The sequence below is a fragment of the Leptolyngbya cf. ectocarpi LEGE 11479 genome (assembly GCF_015207065.1).
In the GTDB taxonomy this organism is placed as follows: Bacteria; Cyanobacteriota; Cyanobacteriia; order Phormidesmidales; family Phormidesmidaceae; genus Leptothoe; species Leptothoe ectocarpi.
Genome location: NZ_JADEXP010000006.1, coordinates 1 through 18,245 on the forward strand (window position 1 = coordinate 1; position 18,245 = coordinate 18,245).

Here is an 18,245-nt window from a genome sequence, read left to right on the forward strand (position 1 = left end):
TTTCATTGGTGTTCAAAATAATCCTGTCGTCCGAGTCGCTGATGGTCATGACAGATTTTGCCTGCATCTGACTCATACGCTCAATGGTTAAAATATTGGCGATAAAGACACCGACACCCACCGCAACAATCAGGTCTACCAAAACGGTCAACACAATCACGAGATACATGATCAGTGCCCCCTTGCGGGACACCTGATGCGCTCTTTTCAGAAAGCTCCAGTCGATAATGTCGATACCAACCTTGAGGGCGATACCCGCTAGAACCGCTAGGGGAATAACGGCAGCCAGGTTAGCTGCTCCCAGAATAACTACGAGTAGAACACCAGCTCGAGTCAAGCCTGACAATGCGGTGCGGGCACCGGATTGAATATTGACCACGGTACCCATGGTTGCACCCGCACCAGCGATGCCACCAAACAGGCCAGAAACGATGTTACCAATACCCTGGCCGATAAGTTCTTTGTTAGAGTTATGCTCCGTTCGGGTCAAACTGTCGGCTACTACCGAAGTCAACAGGGCATCAATACAGCCCAACATGCCGAGGACAGCCGCGTCAACAACCATGAGCTGCAACTGATCGGGACTGAAGGTGGGCACCTGCATACTCGGCAAACCCATGGGAATTTCACCGATTCGTCGGATATCCACGCCAGAGAATACCACTAAAGACAAAACAGTACCCGCAATCAGCGCAATCAGCTGGGGTGGAACCACCTTGCTAAACCGTGCTGGCATAAACCAAATGATAGCCACGGTTACCGCCGCCAGAATGGTTTCAGGGAGCTGAATATTGCTCAACAATTCGGGGATAGATTGCAGTGTACCGACCACACCACCGGCAGGACTGGCCTGCCCTAAAAATGGTGCTAACTGCAGGATGACAAGAATGATACCGATGCCAGACATAAAGCCTGAAATCACGGTATAGGGCATCATCGTCACATATTTGCCCAGCCGCAAAGTCCCAAAAATGATTTGAAACAGACCGGCCATCATCACCACCGTGAAGGCCATCGCCATTCCATTATCAGGATCAGCTGCTGTCAGGTTGGCAATTACAGCCGTCATTACCACCGTCATCGGACCGGTAGGTTCAGAAATGAGGGTGGGTGTTCCCCCAAATAGAGCGGCGAAAAATCCAACTAAAACAGCACCCCAAAGACCCGCGACCGGACCGGCTCCGGAAGCAACACCAAAGGCAAGAGCCATGGGTAGGGCAATAACAGCGGCGGTAGCACCACCGAAGAGATCACCCCGCAAATTTCGAAAGTGAATTTGATTGGTAATTTGCACAGTTAACTACGGGATAAACAAAGGTTGTAGAAGTTGATCAGCTCTAACGATTTCAGTAGCACTATTCAACCAATGCTGAATGGCTGGCTATAGAGCAAATTCTATTTGAAAACATTTTTCATAGATATTAGTCTATCGCTTTTCGGCTCGAGCTAATAGTCTTGAGCTAATAGTACAGTGAAACGTTGATCACCCCGATGACTGAAATGCTTGTTGTGGGCTATTCGCTCGGGGCGTGGGATGTTGCGACTGTTCCAAGTGGGCCGATTAATATCTCAAGTAAAGCGTATACCGTGGGCGGCTGGAGAGCATTGGCCAGAATGGCAATTCCTACTTGGCGTTCTAGGGGAACGGGTAATGAATAAACATTGACAGTGTGGGGAATCGGTTCTGCAGCCAGACGTGGCAAAATCGTGCCTCCCAAACCTTGGGCCACAAGGCTGACGATAGCGGCATCGGTTTTGACTTCATTCAGGATGTTGAGACGATAGCCCAAACCATTGATGTGGTCATAGAGGGGGCGCATCATGATGGAATCAACCGGGGGCATAATTAAGGGCTGGGTTGATAGCCACTGCCATGTGAGCTGCTTTTGGTTTGGCTGCACGTTGGGCGGTAATAGGACTATAAATTCATCTTTGAGGAACTCCCAAGTAGTCAGCCCCTTGCCTGTGGGCATAAAGGTGATGCCGATATCGGCACGGCCTGCTCTAATAGCCTGTTCAACTTGCAAGTAGTCGTCGTGTTCGGTGAGTTTTACTTTGATGCCCGGAAATCGCTTCTGGAACTGCATGATTGCCTTTGGCAGAATATGGGTGGCAATGCTACGAAAGGTGGTGATGTGCACCTCTCCTTTTTCTAGGCCCTTGGCAAATGTGGCTTCTCGTAGGATGTATCCGGTGTGCTCACCGATGATTTGGGCATGGCTGATGATACGACTACCGACAGGGGTGAGTCTAGCGCCATAGCGACCTCTAAAGAAGATGATCACGCCTAAATACTCTTCTAGGGATGCGATCGCATGACTAACCGCTGACTGCGAAATACCCAGATCTAACGCAGCCTCGCTAAAACTCTGCTGTTCCGCCACCGCCACTAATATTTTTAGTTGGGACAGCTTAATGCGATTTTGCGAATTTTCCTTCATACTTCTACCCTGGTGTCACCATGGATCTCATGCCTCTAGACAGGTATCTAGCGTATCTTGTTGTTGAGTTAAAAATTGTTGTTAGGTCAGCGATTTTCTCCTGTAGAAAATAAATTATTTTACCTAATGTTAGGTTGTCGTTAATGTTATTGATATCAATCCCGCTAACCTTGCCATGCCTATCGCTGCCCTTCCTATTCTAAATCTTCAAACCTTTCTCCACGGGTCCCCTATTCAACAACAACACTTTGTCCGCACCCTAGGAGAAGCCCTAGAAACAGTCGGATTCTTCGCTCTAGAACATCACGACATTGACGCCGATCTCATTCAGTTAGCCTATGGGGCTGCTGCCGATTTTTTTACCCTACCAGCAGCTACTAAACAGACCTACGAACGGCCAGAAATTCATCGGCAGCGTGGCTTTACCCGCTTTGGTCAAGAGCATGCCAAAGATAATCAGGCCCCTGACCTAAAAGAGTTTTGGCATGTCGGTCGAGAAAAGGAGTTGATTAATCCCTGGCCTAGAGAAGTTCCCCAGTTTCAGTGGGCAATGTCGCAACTGTACACACAGCTGGAAACGTGCGCTGCTCAATTACTCAGAGCCTGTGCCCTATATCTAGATCTACCAGAGAATACGTTTGACGAGGAAGCTACCCAGGGCAAAAGTATTCTGCGAGTACTGCACTACCCCCCTTTACTGGAGTCTGAACAAGGCGGAGGACTCAGGGCGGCTCCCCACGAGGATATTAATCTAATTACCTTGCTGTGCGAATCCACAGGCCCTGGTCTGGAGCTGCAGCAAACAGACGGCAGTTGGCTAGCTATCGAATCGTTGCCCGGTCAGATTATTGTTGATACAGGAGATATGCTGCAGGCTCTCAGTAACGGTGTATTTAAAAGCACCACCCATCGAGTGGTCAATGGCGATCTCCAGAATACGCGCAGATTTTCCTTGCCGTTCTTTATGCATCCTCGACCAGACTTTGATCTCACCCCGCTGCCCAACTGTGTAGAGCGCACAGGTGGGCAACTTAAGTTTCCATCTCAAACTGCCGGACAATATCTACAGCAACGGCTTCAGGAGATTGGATTAGCGTAAAGGGGCGTTGGGATTTACATGCGTTGGGGCAGTAACACGGCATAATAGACAGCACCACTCAACTCACTTCCATGAATATTGCACCTGCTTTACCTATGGCCATTGTCACCCTGCGAGAGGGGGTGGAAGCAGCGCTGGTGGTGGGCATCGTCTTAGCCTGCTTAAATAAAGCAGAGAAAACGGAGCTAAATCAGTGGGCTCTAGGTGGGGTGGCCGCTGGTGTGCTGGGCAGCATTTTAATTGGGTCATTTTTAGGTCTGGGCCTGCAGCAGCTGCAGCATGTCATGCCCAATGCCCAAGCTCTTTTCAAGCCGATATTAGGTATTTTGTTTGGCAGCATTGCCATTATCATGCTGAGCTGGATGCTCCTGTGGATGACCCATCAGGCGAGGTCCCTTAAAACAGACATCGGACAGACCGTCAATACGGCGATTACCAGCGAGGCAGCTGGCATGAGTATCTTTAGTTTGGTCTGTATTGCAGTTCTGCGAGAGGGGTTTGAAACTGTTTTATTTCTCTTCACTCAGACGCAAACGTTAGCGGTTAGCCTGGGCGGGGTTGTTATCGGTCTGTTGGGAGCCGTACTGATCGGGTTTGGTCTGTTCAAATGGGGAATTCGCATTAACTTGAAATTATTTTTTCAAGTGATGGGGGTGTTACTGCTGCTGATCATTTCAGGGTTAGTGATTTCGGTTTGTCGCAACATGGATATTACATTTGCAGCCTTCAGCAAATTCAATAGCCTGGACCTATGCCTCGGGTTTGGTCAGTCTTGTGTACTCGGTCCTATGATCTGGGATGCCAGCCGCTTTATGCCAGACAAACAGTTTCCAGGAGTGATTTTGAAGATATTGCTGGGGTATCGCGATCGCATCTATCTGGTACAAATTCTAGCCTATGGCCTGTTTTGGTTAGTCATTGGCAATCGTTATTTCCGCAGCCTTAACCAACCCCAAAAAGACAAAAACGATCAAGCTGTTTCTACATCAGCTTGATCAAATTAGGCGACTACTCTAACAAGTGTTGTTCAGGACTGGCTTGAAAATAGGACCCTAAGCACTTCTAGAGTTGCTATCCGAATCGCTTTGATCCAATAAGCGCTCAAACCGATCCTTGGACCAACGATCTGTTGCATAGGAGATGGCACTGATCTCAGCCAATCGAATTAGCCACACTGTGCGCTGGTATGGATCATCCGGTAGTTCATCATCTTCGTAACCTTCGGCCACATCTACATCAACTACTTCCACATAGTCGTTATCCAAATAAATAGGAATACCAACTAGCCTTGTTCCTGGCATACGAAACCAAACTTCACTACCGGTATGGAGAGCTTCTTCTAAGCGTTTGTAGAGTCGTGTTCGTCTTGGAGCTTTGCAGGCGGGGGACTCGGATTCATGCTGAATGAGCGGTCGAGGGGTATTTTGCATGCTTCTCTCCTTTTGGTGAATACACAATGTCGTACACAATGCCGCTTGTTTAACAACGATTGTTAATCTACCCAAGCAAGCGGTTCTAGAGCTGGACATCTGGCATATCTCTACCGAAGGGACACCTCCTTAACTAAAGACCGAATAAGAAATCGACTAATTAGAGCTAGTCTAGCGGTTTGTTGAGGGGTTTAACCAAACCCCATCATGATGAACACTCCTGTACAGAGTGCCCAACTTCACCCAAGGCTTCACCTTTCTAGGTAGTCTACACTATACCAACCTAGACTAGTAGGTAATGACACCTAGGCAATGGGTTCCCATACCTTATATAAATATAAATGTGCTAGCGGTAAACTAACTCTGCTTTACTCGCATTAATGGCTGACCAAACTCTACAGGTTCAGCATTTTGCACCAAAATCTCTACAATCTCACCAGACACTTCAGCCTCTAGCTCATTCATGAGCTTCATCGCTTCGATAATACACACAGGTTGGCCAACTTTGATCCGATCACCTGTATCCACAAATGGAGGTTCATCAGGAGCGGGTGAACGATAAAACGTACCCACCATCGGAGAAGTAATCTCATAGAGATCAGACGTACTAGCAGCCGGAGGGGGAGCGGCCTCTACGGCTGCAGGGGGAGCGGGCACCGCTGCTGTCGCCATCGGCTGCATCACAGTGGATGCGGTGGCACTCTCCGAAGCCACTACCACTGCCTGACTCGGAGCTGTAGCTTTGCGCAGTGTGAGCTCAAACTGAGGATTTTTAAGCGTCAGCTCGGCAATATCCGTTTGGTCAAGCGCGGCGACTAACTGGCGAAGCTCACTAAAATCCAAATCCACTGTCTACAACTCCAAATGAACAATGAAATATCTTATCTAAGCCAAGGTATTCAAAAACTATTCTCGACCAAGATAGGAATCGTTACGGGTGTCGATCTTGATTCTTTCGCCGATGGATATAAATAAGGGCACCATCACCTGGGCGCCGGTTTCAACCTTGGCAGGCTTAGTGCCACCAGTAGCGGTGTCTCCCTTAACTCCAGGGTCAGTTTCTGTCACTTCTAAAACAACTGAGTTAGGTAAGTCAACTTCTAGAACTTGACCATTCCAGCGAAGAACGGTGACCTCCATTTCCTCTTTGAGGTATTTCACCTGGGTCCCAATTTGCTCCGCCGAGAGTTGAGCTTCATCATAGGTTTCCATGTCCATAAACACATACTGCTCACCATCTCGATAGGTGTGCTGCATCACGCTCTTTTCTAGGATCGCTTGGGGCAACGTTTCTCCAGCTCGAAAGGTCCGCTCAACGACACTACCGGACTGAACATTTTTTAGCTTAGTCCGCACGAATGCCGCCCCTTTTCCAGGTTTGACATGGAGAAACTCCACAACCCGCCACACGGAGCCATCGATTTCAATGCTAGTGCCGGTACGAAAATCGTTGCTAGAGATCATGGTGCTAACAGACAGTAGAGTGATAGTCGGCGGTTAACAGTCGGCCCTTATTGTACAGCTCAGCGGCCATTTAGCCGTATGGTTTCCCTGATGGTGACATGATGCCGACCAATGCCGTCAGCGATACAAGACATTGATCGCGGGTCAACAGAACTATCTGAGACGAGCCAGACTGTGGCAAGATCATGAAGGTTTATCACGCCGTTTTCGTTATTCTCCAGCTATGGCTCGTTTTCAATACAGCTTTTCAGCCGCCTTTGCGGGTTTCTTGAGCGTTAGTCTTAGTCTTATAGTCGGTCTGGGCTGGTTTTTAGTGCCATCAGCCCAGGCAGCGCCAATGCTTACGCTACCGGTGGCTTATTTACCCCCCGGGGATGCGATTACTGACCCCCAAGCCCTGTTGCGTTATGCCCTACCCGTTGATAGTCCGGAAATTCGTGATGTTCAGGATAAGTTAGAAGGCCTTAACTATGCCCTGCGCACCAAGCAGTGGGGACGGGCAAAGCGAGAAATCAACAAATCTGCAAAGCTGATTAGTCGTAAGCGTACAGCAATCCTAGAGGCGATTCCAGAGGAGCGTCGCTCCCTAGCTGAGCCCTTGCTGGAGAAAATTGATACTCAGCTTGAGGCCATGCAGACGGCGTTGCAAAACAAGGAGCTAGAAAATCTCTGGACTGGACGTCGTGCCACCCTGGGCACCATTGGCGAACTGGAGTATCTAATGGTGAAAGGCTTTCCTTATGAAGTGCCTGAGGACTATGACAATCTACCTCAGTTGAAGGGGCGGGCCACCATTGAGATGACAACGAATGAAGGCCCGGTGACGGTTGTGGTTGATGGCTATAGTGCCCCAGTTACAGCCGGTAACTTTGTGGACTTGGTGCAGCGAGGTTTTTATGACGGTATGACGTTTGACCGGGCTGAGGAAAACTATGTGCTGCAAACTGGCGATCCGGCGGGGCCTGAAACTGGGTTTATTGACCCCAAGACTAAAAAGTATCGGGCTATTCCCCTGGAGATTTTGGTAGAGGGTGATAAAGCCCCCACCTATGGGGCCACATTAGAAGAGCTGGGACGTTTTCTAGAGAAGCCTGTGCTTCCGTTTAACTCTTTTGGTGCGCTGGCAATGGCCCGTCCTGAATCGGAGCCAGATGGTGGTTCATCTCAGTTCTTTTTCTTTTTGTTTGAGCCGGAACTAACACCTGCTGGATTAAACCTGCTGGATGGTCGTTATGCCGTGTTTGGCTACACGATCTCAGGAAAAGAGGCCCTGGATAAGATGGGCCGTCAGGGGGGCAAAATTATCTCAGCCCAGGTGATTGACGGATTGGATAATTTTGTAACGCCGGGAGCGTGAGTCACCCTGGTCCCAACCTGGCCGAGCTAGGTGAACATAATGTGCTCAGACGATTGCGCCGGTTTTGCGCTGATGTCGTCGGAGATGATGGGGCAGTCCAGTCTCTGCCTGCGGGCGAGCAGCTGGTGGTGAGTACTGATGTGTTAATAGATGGGGTGCATTTTTGCGATCGCACCCTTCCCCCCCGTGACCTCGGCTGGCGAGCAGCTGCCATCAACCTATCGGATCTAGCTGCCATGGGGGCTAGATCCATCGGGCTGACGGTGGGGCTTACACTGCCAGCTAGCACTCCCTGGCCGTGGCTAGAGGCGTTATATCAAGGTATGGCCGACTGCTTGGCACACTATGGCGGGGCCATCATCGGTGGCGATCTCTGTCGAGGGGACCAACGCAGCTTGGCGATCACAGCCCTGGGGGCTGTTCCACTGCACCAGGCGCTTTATCGCAGCCGTGCCCAGGCGGGTCAAGTCCTGGTCGCCACTGGCATCCACGGAGCCTCGCGAGCTGGTTTAGCCCTACTCCTAGATGAGCCACCCAGGGATTTTCAGTGCGGTCAACCAGACGAGCACACTCATCTATGGATTCAGGCCCATCAGCGACCCGTCCCCAGATTTGATGCGATCGCTACGTTGCGCGCCCTCCCAGGCCGGTCTAAAACTATTCCTGAGACCATCGCCGTGATGGACACCAGCGACGGTCTCGCCGATGCTGTGATTCAAATCTGTCATCAGAGCCATGTGGGGGCCACCCTCCAGCGCTCCCGGCTACCGATTCCACCGGGGCTGGTCGACACAGTCGGTGTTGCTACAGCCGAGAACTGGACCCTATACGGTGGTGAAGATTTTGAACTGGTCTTGAGTCTGCCCCCAGCCATGGCACAGGCATTTGTGGAGCAGCTACCTAGCAGCCAGATTGTCGGTCAAACCATCTTGGAACCCACCGTTCGTCTGATTGATGATGTCACCCATGGGGCTGATATCCCCTTAGACCAAGGGCTGGGATATCAGCATTTTTGCTAGCGTTTTTATACAGCTCTTGTGACGTTCTTCAATAGATCTTCCACGCCTTCATCGCATACCCAAATTCGCACTCGTCCGGATGTAAAATCTCGGCCAAAATCTCTAGGGAATCCACCAGACGGGGGCCGGGACGATTGAAATATTGGTTGCCATCAACTAAAAAAATGCGACCGTCTTTAACGGCTTTAAGACGTTGCCAGGAGGGCATTTGAGTCAGTTGATTAATAGACTCACGGCCCTGCTGTAAATCGTAACCACAGGGCATCACCACCACCACATCGGGTTCAGCCGCATTCAGGTCTTCCCACGGTAACCAGGGGGAATGACGCCCCACATGACCAAACAGAGGATGGCCGCCAGCCATGGAAACCAGTTCGGGGATCCAATTACCGGCCCCCATCAGCGGATCGGTCCATTCTAAACAGGCCACGGTGGGCTGGGGGAGTTTGGTTGGCACTTTGCTAAGACAGTTCTGGAGTCGACCCTGGAGTTGGGCAATGGTCAGATCTGCGATCGCAGCCCCATTCACATCATCCAGGGCCGTAGCTACCCGGCGCAGATCATCCCACAGATCGGCTAGTACCTGAGGCTTTAATGAGATCACGACAGGCTGGGGATCAATCATCTGAGCCACCGCCTTTTGCACATCGGCCAAACTGGCGGCACAGACGTCACACTGGTCCTGGGTCAAAATATGGGTGGGGCGAAGCTCCTGTAATCGCTCCACATTGACGTCATAGACACTAAGACCACGGTGCAGCAGTTCACTGACACGATCATGAATCTCCTTACTCTGACCGACGGGATCAAAGCTAGGGGAGGTACACACCGGTAACGTTTGCACCGCTGGTGGAAAATCACACGAATGGGAACGGCCCACCAAGGACTCGCCAAACCCAAGTTGAATGACAATTTCTGTAGCGCTGGGAATTAGGGAAACGATGCGAAGCTCGGACATGGCAGCGCGGGGAAAATACGTAAAAACTATTTGATTGACTGACTTTATCTAGGGTGCAGAGACCCAACGATAGAACTAGGGGGCTTATAGGGCAGTTATTACGTATATCTACCTCAAGAGTATCTCAGCTCTGACCAGACGTTAGACCCGATCTTTTCTTAAAGATTGGCAGTGGCCGGATCTTAAATCTATCAGCGAGCCCGAAATTCCACCGAGTTGACCTGCAAAATCACATCATGATTCTGATAAACATCATTGCCTAAAAGGCCAATGGGCACGGCATCACCGATGCTAACGGGGAGATTAGTTCGGCTGATATCCCCCACACGAATGGATTGCACATAGGCCACATCAACCGTGGTGGCATTGCTGCTAGCGGTGGCAACCGACGCTTGCCCTACCACCTGAACGCCTAGCTCATTGGCCATGGTACGCGTAATGTGGGTATGGCTGGCCCCCGTATCTAAAATCATGGGGTATTGTTTGCCATTCAACGTGACGGTAATGACTGGGGTACCCCCATGGCGTCCAATAATGGGTACCGTACGGGCGGTACGGGCGGTTGGAGTAATTGGAGCCCTCGGAGCAGCCGGAGCAGCCACTGCTGGGGACGCCAGATTAATCTCTGGTGGGGGCTGCTTTAGCGTTTCTAGTCGCTGCTGAGCCTGCGCCAAGTGACGCCCATAGTCCTGAAGCTTAGTCTGGGCGGTGGCATAGTGCTGGTCGTCTTCTGGCACATCCTGAAGCTTTTCAATAGACTGCTCCCAGCGCCCCACAATCAACGCCCAATCATCTAGGGAGGTTGCTTGCTGTCCCAGGGTAACCGCCCCAGAGGCTAGGTTGATGGCGTCTCGATAGGCTGTTGATGGCGGCTGACTGGGAGGCTGTGGTGCAGAGGAGTCAAGGTTAGATAGGGGGGCTGTCAGACTTTCTGTGCCAGCAGCTATGGCTCCTGACCCAGACTTCTCTGAACGCTCAGTTTGCATGGGGCCAGCCTGACAAGCTGACAGTACTCCCAGGCATAAAACCTGAACCAATTTAACTCTTTTTTTTGCAAATATCGTCCAAATGTTACCCATGGCCTCTAGGATAGTACCGGTCCCTCTGAAACGTCTTTGAGTAAAAGGTATTTGCGGGGGATGCTCTCTGTCTTCTCTGTTGTACCCCATGTCTATTTTTTCCACTAATTCCCAACCAGCCTTGTTGGTCTTGGCCGACGGGTCGGTGTTCCGGGGGTGGTCCTTTGGTGCCAGGGGTACAGTCGTGGGTGAAATTGTCTTTAATACCGGTATGACCGGTTACCAAGAAGTACTAACCGACCCCAGCTATCGGGGGCAAATTGTCACCTTTACCTACCCTGAACTGGGCAATACTGGCGTTAATGACGAAGATGAAGAGTCCGGTGCGCCCCAGGTTAACGGTGCGATCGCAAAGAACATTTGTGAGCAGCCTAGTAACTGGCGCTCCACCACCTCACTACCGGACTACCTCAAACAGCACAATATTCCAGGCATCTATGGCATCGATACCCGCCAATTAACCCGCAAACTACGAACAACGGGGGCCATGAACGGGGCCATCTCCAGTGAAATTCTAGACCCGGAGCAGCTGCGTCAGCAATTAGACCTGATGCCCAGTATGGAAGGGTTAAATCTGGTGAAAGAGGTGACCACTGCCAATGCCTATGAGTGGTCAGAGCCGACCAGTACTCACTGGGAATTCGCACCAGCGCTCCACAGCCAGTCTCAGGAATCTCTGAGCGTGGTTGCGATCGATTTTGGGATTAAACGGAATATCTTACGTCGGTTAGTCAGCTATGGCTGCCGGGTAATTGTCGTTCCAGTGGATACCTCCCCTGATGACATCTTGAGCTACAAACCGGATGGTATTTTTCTGTCTAATGGCCCCGGCGATCCCGCCGCTGTCGAAGCCGCCCCAAAGTTGGTGAAGGCTCTGTTGGATAGTCAAATTCCCACCTTTGGTATATGCATGGGGCATCAAATTTTGGGCCTATCCATGGGGGCCAAAACCTTCAAACTAAAGTTTGGGCATCGGGGGCTAAATCATCCCTGCGGTCTCACTCAGGAGGTAGAAATTACCAGCCAAAATCATGGATTTGCCATCGACGCTGATACAATTCCCTCTACGGACGTCGAGGTAACCCATTTCAATCTCAATGATCGCACAGTCGCCGGTTTGCAGCATAAAACACTACCCGTGTTTTCGGTGCAGTACCATCCAGAGGCCAGCCCTGGTCCCCATGATGCGGACTACCTATTTGAGAAGTTCGTTACTCTAATGCGTGATCATCGAGGTACATAACGTGGGCAGTCTATGGTTCCCATTACGTGATTAAGGGCTATGTAAGTGACAATCAAACCCCAGATAAACTTTGAACGAGACCCAAATCAGCCCTGGCTAGATGCATTTACGTTTCGCTTATTTCCCTTGCAGTCAGAAGGATCCTGACCTAAAATTAAACGTCTGATTTTTGCCGTATCTATTGCCTTCGGGAGGTTATTATCGCTGAGTCGCTGACCCTAACCGTAAGTTTAAGAGGCACCCGTGATGTTAGGGGGAAATGTCAAATATTCCGCCTCACTGGCCTATTGGATGCATTTTCAGAGCCTACATTCCGTAAGGTTTTGAACCGATATATTGAAGAAGGCCCCACCCACATTATTCTCGACTTATCGGCCATCGATTTTGTCGATAGCTCGGGGCTAGGTGCCCTGGTGCAGCTAGTTAAAAAAGCAAAGGGTGAAAGCGGTAGTGTTCAAGTGGTCACTAACGCTCGGGTTACCCAAACGGTCAAGTTAGTCCGTCTAGAACAGTTTCTTTCACTCCAGCCCACCGTTGATGCCGCCCTTGAGAATCTAAAGGATTCTTGAAGGCACCTATGGGCTGGACGGGGAATCCCGCAGGTCAATGGTACGCTTGCTTGTCAGGGTGCTCAAGCGTAGGGTTTTGCTGTGGATAATATCAACAGCGGTGATGCAACCGGTGTCCAATGGTCTGCTGAGCAGATATCTCAGGCATTTTCCTTAGGACATCTGCAGGTTCAGTCTATAGAGGCTGTTTCCCCCATTTCGCTGGCCTATATCGGAGATGCGGTGTTTGAACTCTATATCCGCATGAAATTTTTGTGGCCTCCCCAGCGGATTCAGCAATTTCATCAGCAGGTCGTTAGTCAGGTTAAGGCTGAGCAGCAGGCTGATTATCTAAGTCAGCTGATGTCCTATTTGGAGCCTGCAGAAGCTGACATTGTGCGTCGGGGACGCAACGCAACGTCTAAATCTCCAAAACGTTTATCGGCAAAGATATATCGACAGGCAACGGCCTTTGAAACTTTGGTGGGCTATCTCTACATCACCAATCAAAGCCGCCTCTTGGAATTATTAAACAGGTTGGCCATTTCACCGTCGATCTGACAATTCTGGCAATACTCTGACAATCCTAAAAACATACCGAAAGCGTTTGCATCTAAGCGGTATGATGTGACTCCACTCCGCTCCTACTCTTGATCATGGTTAAACCCTCCTCTGATCGGCCACGTCCGGCTAAGGGAAAATCCCACCCTCAACGCAAGGGCAAACCCAAGCCACCGTCCAAACAGACGCCCAGAAAGCCTTTCAAAAAACGTTGGCCTGCCAAAGATTCGGCCTACTCCAGCCGCCCTGGCAGACCGCAGAAAAATATCATCAAACCCCAGCCCATCAGTCCAGAGGCTGCCCTCCAAGAGGAACGCCCGGACCTGGTCTATGGTCGCCATTCGGTGGAGGCTGCGATCGCAAATCAGCGCCCCATTAATCGTCTATGGGTCAATGCACGACTTGTGTTTGACGCCCGGTTTCGCCCCTTAATATTGGATGCCAAAGCCAATGGAGCCGTAATTGATGAAGTCAATACGCAACGGCTCAACCAGCTAACTCAGGGAGCCAACCATCAGGGGATCGTGGCCCAAATCGCCTCCCATGACTATGTGGAACTAGCTGATTTAGTCACAACGGCTAAAGCCGCCTGCCGTCAGCCCGTAATTATTGCCGCCGACAGCATTACCGATCCCCATAATTTGGGGGCGATTATCCGCACCGCCGAAGCATTGGGAGCCCAAGGAGTTGTTATTCCTCAGCGCAGAGCCGTGGGGATCACTCCTACTGTCGCCAAAGTTGCCGCTGGAGCCTTAGAGACATTATCGGTTGCCCGCGTGGTTAATTTGGGACGAGCCCTAGAACAACTTAAAGAAGATGGCTTTTGGATCTATGGGACAGCCTCTGAGTCTGGTCAAACCGTCCATACTACTCAGTTTGACCGTCCCATCGTATTGGTGATCGGAGCTGAGGGATCCGGGCTGAGTTTATCGATTCAAAATCTTTGTGATGTCTTAGTATCTATTCCCTTAGCGGGTAAAACGCCCAGTCTCAACGCTTCTGTTGCAACCGGTATGGTGTTGTATGAAATTTATCGACAACGGTGGTTAGAAAAATTACCGACCATTAAGCTTGGCGGGGATCAAAATCACGCTGTATAAATGTTATAGGCGCGATTTTAGGCTGCTCATAAGTTCAGACTTTTAACAACTACCGGCACATATTTTATGAAAAACTTTTTGAGTAATCTTTTCAGCTCATTTTCAAAACCCTGGTGGGTTGAGATTTCCACATCCCAACCTCGATGCCTTTACTATTTTGGTCCTTTTGATAGTGAACTTGAGGCTATTCAGCATCAAGAGGGCTATATCGAAGATTTAGAACAGGAAGGGGCTCAACAGATCGATGTTACGGTCAAGTGCTGTGCTGAGCCAGCTCTGCTCACCGTCGAGTACACTGAGCCCAGCAATAAAATGACCCCGGTTTATAACAACTAACGGTCTAGGGGCTGACAACGTCCCACAGCAAACGTTCTATAGAGAGTTGCTCAATCACGTTGAGAAAAAGGTGTTTAACCCTAGGGTCAAACACCTTTTATCACTCGCATGCGCTTTATCACTCACCTTTGCGCTCCACAGTAGAGCCAGCGTCTAAAAAACAATTTCTCCGCAGCCAGTGACGAATGTCACTGCATATCTGTTCTCCAATTTCCCAAGGCATCAGGTGGGCTACGTTGTCGTACAGAACCCAGTCACAATTGGGTAGCGTAACCGCCGTTTCTCGGCTAGCCTCGGGGGTAATGTGAACATCGTTAGCCGCCGCTAGCATCAAGCAGGGCTGATGGATACGATGCAGCTCTTCCAACCGGTTATAGCCTTGCCTCAAGGCGGTATTTAGAGCCCGGTTTGCTAAAGCTGATGTTTGGACAAAGGCAGGCGTCCCCTCCTGGGCAATCCGACAGTAAGCCTGGGCACTGTGCCGAGAAACCAAATACCGAAATAATGACCGCTGGCCAAACGTAGAAATATTCCAGGACCAGCCGGGAACTAACCAGTTAATCACACCTGCAATGCCCGTCAGCATATTATCTTGCCAGGTGATGGCCGGGTGCCGACCAGCAGGTCTAGCTGCGGTACCCACTAAAATCAAACCAGCAATTTGTTCGGGATGTTTGAGGGCCAGTTCCATGGCCAAGATGCCCCCCAGGGACCAACCCAAAATTAAACAGGGCGGGTCTAGCTGACTTAGCAGACCTGATAAGTCTTCTAAATGCTGCTCCATGGTAAAAGGAGCCTTTGCCCGGCTGCGGCCATAGCCACGCAAATCAGGGGCCAGGGTTTGAAAATCAGGGGCTAGGGCGTCGGTGAATACTGCCATACAGCGGCCTGTGCCTGGGTGGCCGTGGAGACACAGGATGGGCATGCCTTGACCCTGATGCTCAATGGATAGCTCCATGGGGAATTGGGGCCAACCCTAGGCGTCTTCTTTAGGGACAAAATCGAGCGCAGCTGAGTTCATGCAATAGCGCTCTCCCGTGGGCTGAGGACCATCGGAAAAGACATGCCCCAAATGGGCATCACACACAGCGCAGAGCACTTCGGTGCGGACCATAAAGAGACTAAAATCTCGCTTGGTCGCAACATTCTCAGATTTGCTGGGAGCCCAAAAGCTAGGCCAGCCAGTACCCGAGTCATACTTGGTCTCAGAGGTAAAGAGTTCTGAACCACAGCAGATACAGTTGTAGATGCCGGCTGCTTTGTTGTCGTGGTATTTACCGCTAAAGGCCCGCTCAGTTCCGTGTTTGCGGGTGACTTGATATTGCTCAGGGGTAAGCTGTGCTTGCCATTCTGCGTCTGTTTTTTGAATTTTCTCCACCATAGTTTTGTTCAGAAAGTCGGTTACAGCTATGGGGTGATCCTAGCGCAGATCAGGGCTGACGTCAGAGGCGCTGCCGGTGACGCTGTCGGTAGCGATGATACATGAGTAAGCTGCCGCTAGCCAGGGTAAAGGCGGCTAAAGGAGCAATTACGGGGATCCAGGCATTGCTCCAGAAGAACACTACAGTGGTACTGGCGATCGCAACTACACCGATTCCATAGGCTATGACCCAATATCGGCGCTGGCGTAGCTGCCAGGTGATCAGACTGCCACCGCCAGCCCAAGCAACAATCCAGGCAATCTCCACACCGTCAGGCCAAGCCCAGGGCAGGGGGTAGCCGTCCAGTACAGCCCCCAGAAACTGACTGATCATGTGCAGATGGACCTCCACACCCGACATCTGATAGCGATCGCTGCGTAGGGTATAGGGGGTAAAGAATTTATCGGTGCTGATATAGGCCATATTGCCAATCAGCACCACCTTGTCGGTAATCAGCTCAGGATCAACCGTATCTGTCAAGATTTCAGTCAGGGAGACCTGCTCGGCAATTTTGTCGGGGGAGCGATAGGTAATCGGAATTTGATATCCAGATGCATCCACTGATTGATAACCGCCAAACGTACTCTCCATCGGCGTGAAGTGCACATCACCGACCGTCATCGTGTTGGGGTCAAGGGCACTTCCTGAGGATATGAGGCCATGCTGTTCATAGAAATAGTGCAGCGCCACCAGCAGCCCAAAGGAGGTATAAACCGTCGTATCGGCTTCGTTCTCTAAACTGGCAAAAAAGAGATTACGACGAATTTTATCGTCTGGGTCGAGGGGAATATCATTAAAACCCACTTGCTCCGGATTTAGCTCCGGAGGCGGTGGAATACTCTCCCCATCCAAGTCTCCTAGCTTTGTAATGCCAATGATATTATCGGCAGCCAGGCTACGGGCCAGGGCCGCACGCCCTTCTCCCTGGGGAATATTGCGGTGCAGATCAAGGCCGATAGTGCTGGGGTTATGGCTTTGGATAATGTCAATGGCGTCGGCAATGGACTGGTCAGACGGGCTTTCACGTTGCTGATTGTTGAGGTCTTGCTCGTTAATACCCACTAACAGAATGCGGGGATCGGGACCTAGATCCCGTTGATAGGCCACTAAGCCATCGTACACACTGAGTTCTAATGGCATAAATCCGCCAATCTGTCGGACACCCAGGGTCAGGGTGCTAGCTAGGGCGGTTGCGATCGCAACCGCCCGCATACTTTCCTTTCGTGTTGGTTGCCACACTGTGGCCTGGGGCAAAACTGTTTCAGCCATGGTTAGCTGATCCACTTTGTCCGCCAGCTCATCTAAATGCTCTAAATCATGGAGCACATCAGCCGCCGTTTGATAACGCTGATAGAAATAATGGCGCACCATCTTTCTGAGCAAATATCGTAACCCAGGACTGATATTGACATACTCCTCCCAGCGCAGCTCCAGCGACGACATATCTTCCGGTAAATCCGTAGGTTTTCGCCCCGTTAACCCATGGATGGCCGTCATCCCCAGGGCAAAAATATCACTACTAAACCGAGGCTTCCCCGCTAGTTGTTCACTGGGGGTGTACCCCTGGGTGCCAATCCCCACCGTCAAACTGGTCAGTTCACTATCCACCAGCTGAGTCCGGATTTCCTTGACCGCCCCAAAATCAATCAGACAAAGTTTGCCATCATGCTGCCGTCGAATCAAATTATCAGGCTTTAAATCACGGTGGATCACCCGATTATCATGGACAAACTTGAGAATACGTAAAGTCTCTCGCAGTAGAGCAATCACCTGAGTCTCGTTCAATTGCCCTAGGCGACGCAGTTCATCCCCCAGGGACTCTCCATCAATCAGCTCCTGAACCAGATAAAACTCCGTTTGCTCCTCAAATGAATCCAGCAGCTTTGGAATACAGCTATGGGTGCCCAAACGGCTAAGGGTGGTCACCTCAGTCTCAAATAGCCGTCGCGCCACCTTAAGAAATGTCGCATCGGTACTGGCCGGTTTTAACTGTTTCACCACACACTCAGGTGTTTGAGGCTGAAACAAATCCCTAGCCACATAGGTCTGCCCAAAGCCTCCCGACCCCAGCATCCGGATTAATTGATAGCGTTCCTTAAGAACCTGGCCTAGCATTCGCCGTTCTGAACCATGGGACCCACGTTATTGCTAGTTTAGTTTACCTGGCCAGCGCTGCTGATCCCTACTCC

General features: G+C 50.7%; 19 protein-coding genes. 9 read left to right on the plus strand and 10 right to left on the minus strand.

Going from position 1 to position 18,245, the window contains the following annotated elements; genetic code table 11:
- On the minus strand, positions 1-1,294 hold a 1,294-nt coding region (locus IQ260_RS01605; protein ID WP_193990224.1), incomplete at its 3' end, for a SulP family inorganic anion transporter.
- 220 nt (positions 1,295-1,514) lie between these two features.
- Positions 1,515-2,441 carry a LysR family transcriptional regulator gene (locus IQ260_RS01610; RefSeq protein ID WP_193990226.1) on the minus strand — a complete coding sequence of 309 codons (927 nt, stop codon included), beginning with the start codon at positions 2,439-2,441 and terminating at the stop codon, positions 1,515-1,517.
- A 175-nt stretch (positions 2,442-2,616) separates the two neighbouring features.
- On the opposite strand from IQ260_RS01610, the gene IQ260_RS01615 reads away from it, so the two are divergent.
- Both IQ260_RS01615 and IQ260_RS01620 read left to right on the plus strand, forming a co-directional pair.
- Complete coding sequence (locus IQ260_RS01615) at positions 2,617-3,540, plus strand: isopenicillin N synthase family dioxygenase (protein WP_193990228.1); 924 nt, start codon at positions 2,617-2,619, stop codon at positions 3,538-3,540.
- A gap of 71 nt (positions 3,541-3,611) precedes the next feature.
- Positions 3,612-4,535: an FTR1 family iron permease gene (locus IQ260_RS01620; protein WP_193990230.1), complete on the plus strand. Its 924-nt coding sequence runs from the start codon at positions 3,612-3,614 to the stop codon at positions 4,533-4,535.
- A gap of 57 nt (positions 4,536-4,592) precedes the next feature.
- On the opposite strand, the gene IQ260_RS01625 is transcribed toward IQ260_RS01620, so the two are convergent.
- The 3 genes from IQ260_RS01625 to efp form a co-directional block, all read right to left on the minus strand.
- Complete coding sequence (locus IQ260_RS01625) at positions 4,593-4,970, minus strand: hypothetical protein (RefSeq protein ID WP_193990232.1); 378 nt, start codon at positions 4,968-4,970, stop codon at positions 4,593-4,595.
- A gap of 357 nt (positions 4,971-5,327) precedes the next feature.
- Positions 5,328-5,819, minus strand: a complete 492-nt coding sequence (accB, locus tag IQ260_RS01630) for an acetyl-CoA carboxylase biotin carboxyl carrier protein (protein ID WP_193990234.1) — start codon at positions 5,817-5,819, stop codon at positions 5,328-5,330.
- Positions 5,820-5,876: 57 nt separating this feature from the next.
- Positions 5,877-6,434 carry an elongation factor P gene (gene efp, locus IQ260_RS01635; protein WP_193990236.1) on the minus strand — a complete coding sequence of 186 codons (558 nt, stop codon included), beginning with the start codon at positions 6,432-6,434 and terminating at the stop codon, positions 5,877-5,879.
- Positions 6,435-6,657: 223 nt separating this feature from the next.
- On the opposite strand from efp, the gene IQ260_RS01640 reads away from it, so the two are divergent.
- Both IQ260_RS01640 and thiL read left to right on the plus strand, forming a co-directional pair.
- Positions 6,658-7,791 (plus strand): peptidylprolyl isomerase, encoded by a 1,134-nt coding sequence (locus IQ260_RS01640; RefSeq protein ID WP_193990238.1) that lies wholly within the window; start codon positions 6,658-6,660, stop codon positions 7,789-7,791.
- Positions 7,788-8,810 carry a thiamine-phosphate kinase gene (thiL, locus tag IQ260_RS01645; protein WP_193990240.1) on the plus strand — a complete coding sequence of 341 codons (1,023 nt, stop codon included), beginning with the start codon at positions 7,788-7,790 and terminating at the stop codon, positions 8,808-8,810. The genes IQ260_RS01640 and thiL overlap by 4 nt, the downstream gene beginning before the upstream one ends.
- A 28-nt stretch (positions 8,811-8,838) precedes the next feature.
- Here the strand turns inward: thiL and IQ260_RS01650 are convergent, their stop codons facing one another.
- Both IQ260_RS01650 and IQ260_RS01655 read right to left on the minus strand, forming a co-directional pair.
- Positions 8,839-9,768, minus strand: coding sequence for a cobalamin-binding protein (locus tag IQ260_RS01650; protein ID WP_193990241.1), 930 nt, complete (start codon positions 9,766-9,768; stop codon positions 8,839-8,841).
- Positions 9,769-9,959: 191 nt separating this feature from the next.
- On the minus strand, positions 9,960-10,754 hold the full coding sequence (locus IQ260_RS01655) for a retropepsin-like aspartic protease family protein (RefSeq protein WP_193990243.1): 795 nt from the start codon (positions 10,752-10,754) through the stop codon (positions 9,960-9,962).
- A 181-nt stretch (positions 10,755-10,935) separates the two neighbouring features.
- Here IQ260_RS01655 and carA point away from each other — a divergent pair, with 181 nt between their 5' ends.
- The 5 genes from carA to IQ260_RS01680 all read left to right on the plus strand — a co-directional run bounded on the left by carA (position 10,936) and on the right by IQ260_RS01680 (position 14,635).
- Positions 10,936-12,090 carry a glutamine-hydrolyzing carbamoyl-phosphate synthase small subunit gene (gene carA, locus IQ260_RS01660; RefSeq protein WP_193990245.1) on the plus strand — a complete coding sequence of 385 codons (1,155 nt, stop codon included), beginning with the start codon at positions 10,936-10,938 and terminating at the stop codon, positions 12,088-12,090.
- A gap of 212 nt (positions 12,091-12,302) precedes the next feature.
- Complete coding sequence (locus tag IQ260_RS01665; RefSeq protein WP_228015375.1) at positions 12,303-12,659, plus strand: STAS domain-containing protein; 357 nt, start codon at positions 12,303-12,305, stop codon at positions 12,657-12,659.
- Positions 12,660-12,740: 81 nt separating this feature from the next.
- Positions 12,741-13,199: a Mini-ribonuclease 3 gene (locus tag IQ260_RS01670; protein ID WP_193990247.1), complete on the plus strand. Its 459-nt coding sequence runs from the start codon at positions 12,741-12,743 to the stop codon at positions 13,197-13,199.
- A 95-nt stretch (positions 13,200-13,294) separates the two neighbouring features.
- Positions 13,295-14,299: a 23S rRNA (guanosine(2251)-2'-O)-methyltransferase RlmB gene (rlmB, locus tag IQ260_RS01675; protein ID WP_193990249.1), complete on the plus strand. Its 1,005-nt coding sequence runs from the start codon at positions 13,295-13,297 to the stop codon at positions 14,297-14,299.
- Positions 14,300-14,365: 66 nt separating this feature from the next.
- A complete protein-coding gene (locus IQ260_RS01680; RefSeq protein WP_193990251.1) occupies positions 14,366-14,635 on the plus strand; it encodes a DUF1816 domain-containing protein in 270 nt (89 codons plus the stop codon).
- A 118-nt stretch (positions 14,636-14,753) separates the two neighbouring features.
- Here the strand turns inward: IQ260_RS01680 and IQ260_RS01685 are convergent, their stop codons facing one another.
- The 3 genes from IQ260_RS01685 to IQ260_RS01695 form a co-directional block, all read right to left on the minus strand.
- Entirely contained in the window at positions 14,754-15,593 is an 840-nt protein-coding gene (locus IQ260_RS01685) for an alpha/beta fold hydrolase (RefSeq protein ID WP_193990253.1), read from the minus strand.
- An 18-nt stretch (positions 15,594-15,611) separates the two neighbouring features.
- Positions 15,612-16,016 (minus strand): peptide-methionine (R)-S-oxide reductase MsrB, encoded by a 405-nt coding sequence (msrB, locus tag IQ260_RS01690; RefSeq protein ID WP_193990255.1) that lies wholly within the window; start codon positions 16,014-16,016, stop codon positions 15,612-15,614.
- A gap of 61 nt (positions 16,017-16,077) precedes the next feature.
- Positions 16,078-18,171 carry a CHASE2 domain-containing protein gene (locus IQ260_RS01695; RefSeq protein ID WP_193990257.1) on the minus strand — a complete coding sequence of 698 codons (2,094 nt, stop codon included), beginning with the start codon at positions 18,169-18,171 and terminating at the stop codon, positions 16,078-16,080.
- Positions 18,172-18,245 lie beyond the last annotated feature (74 nt).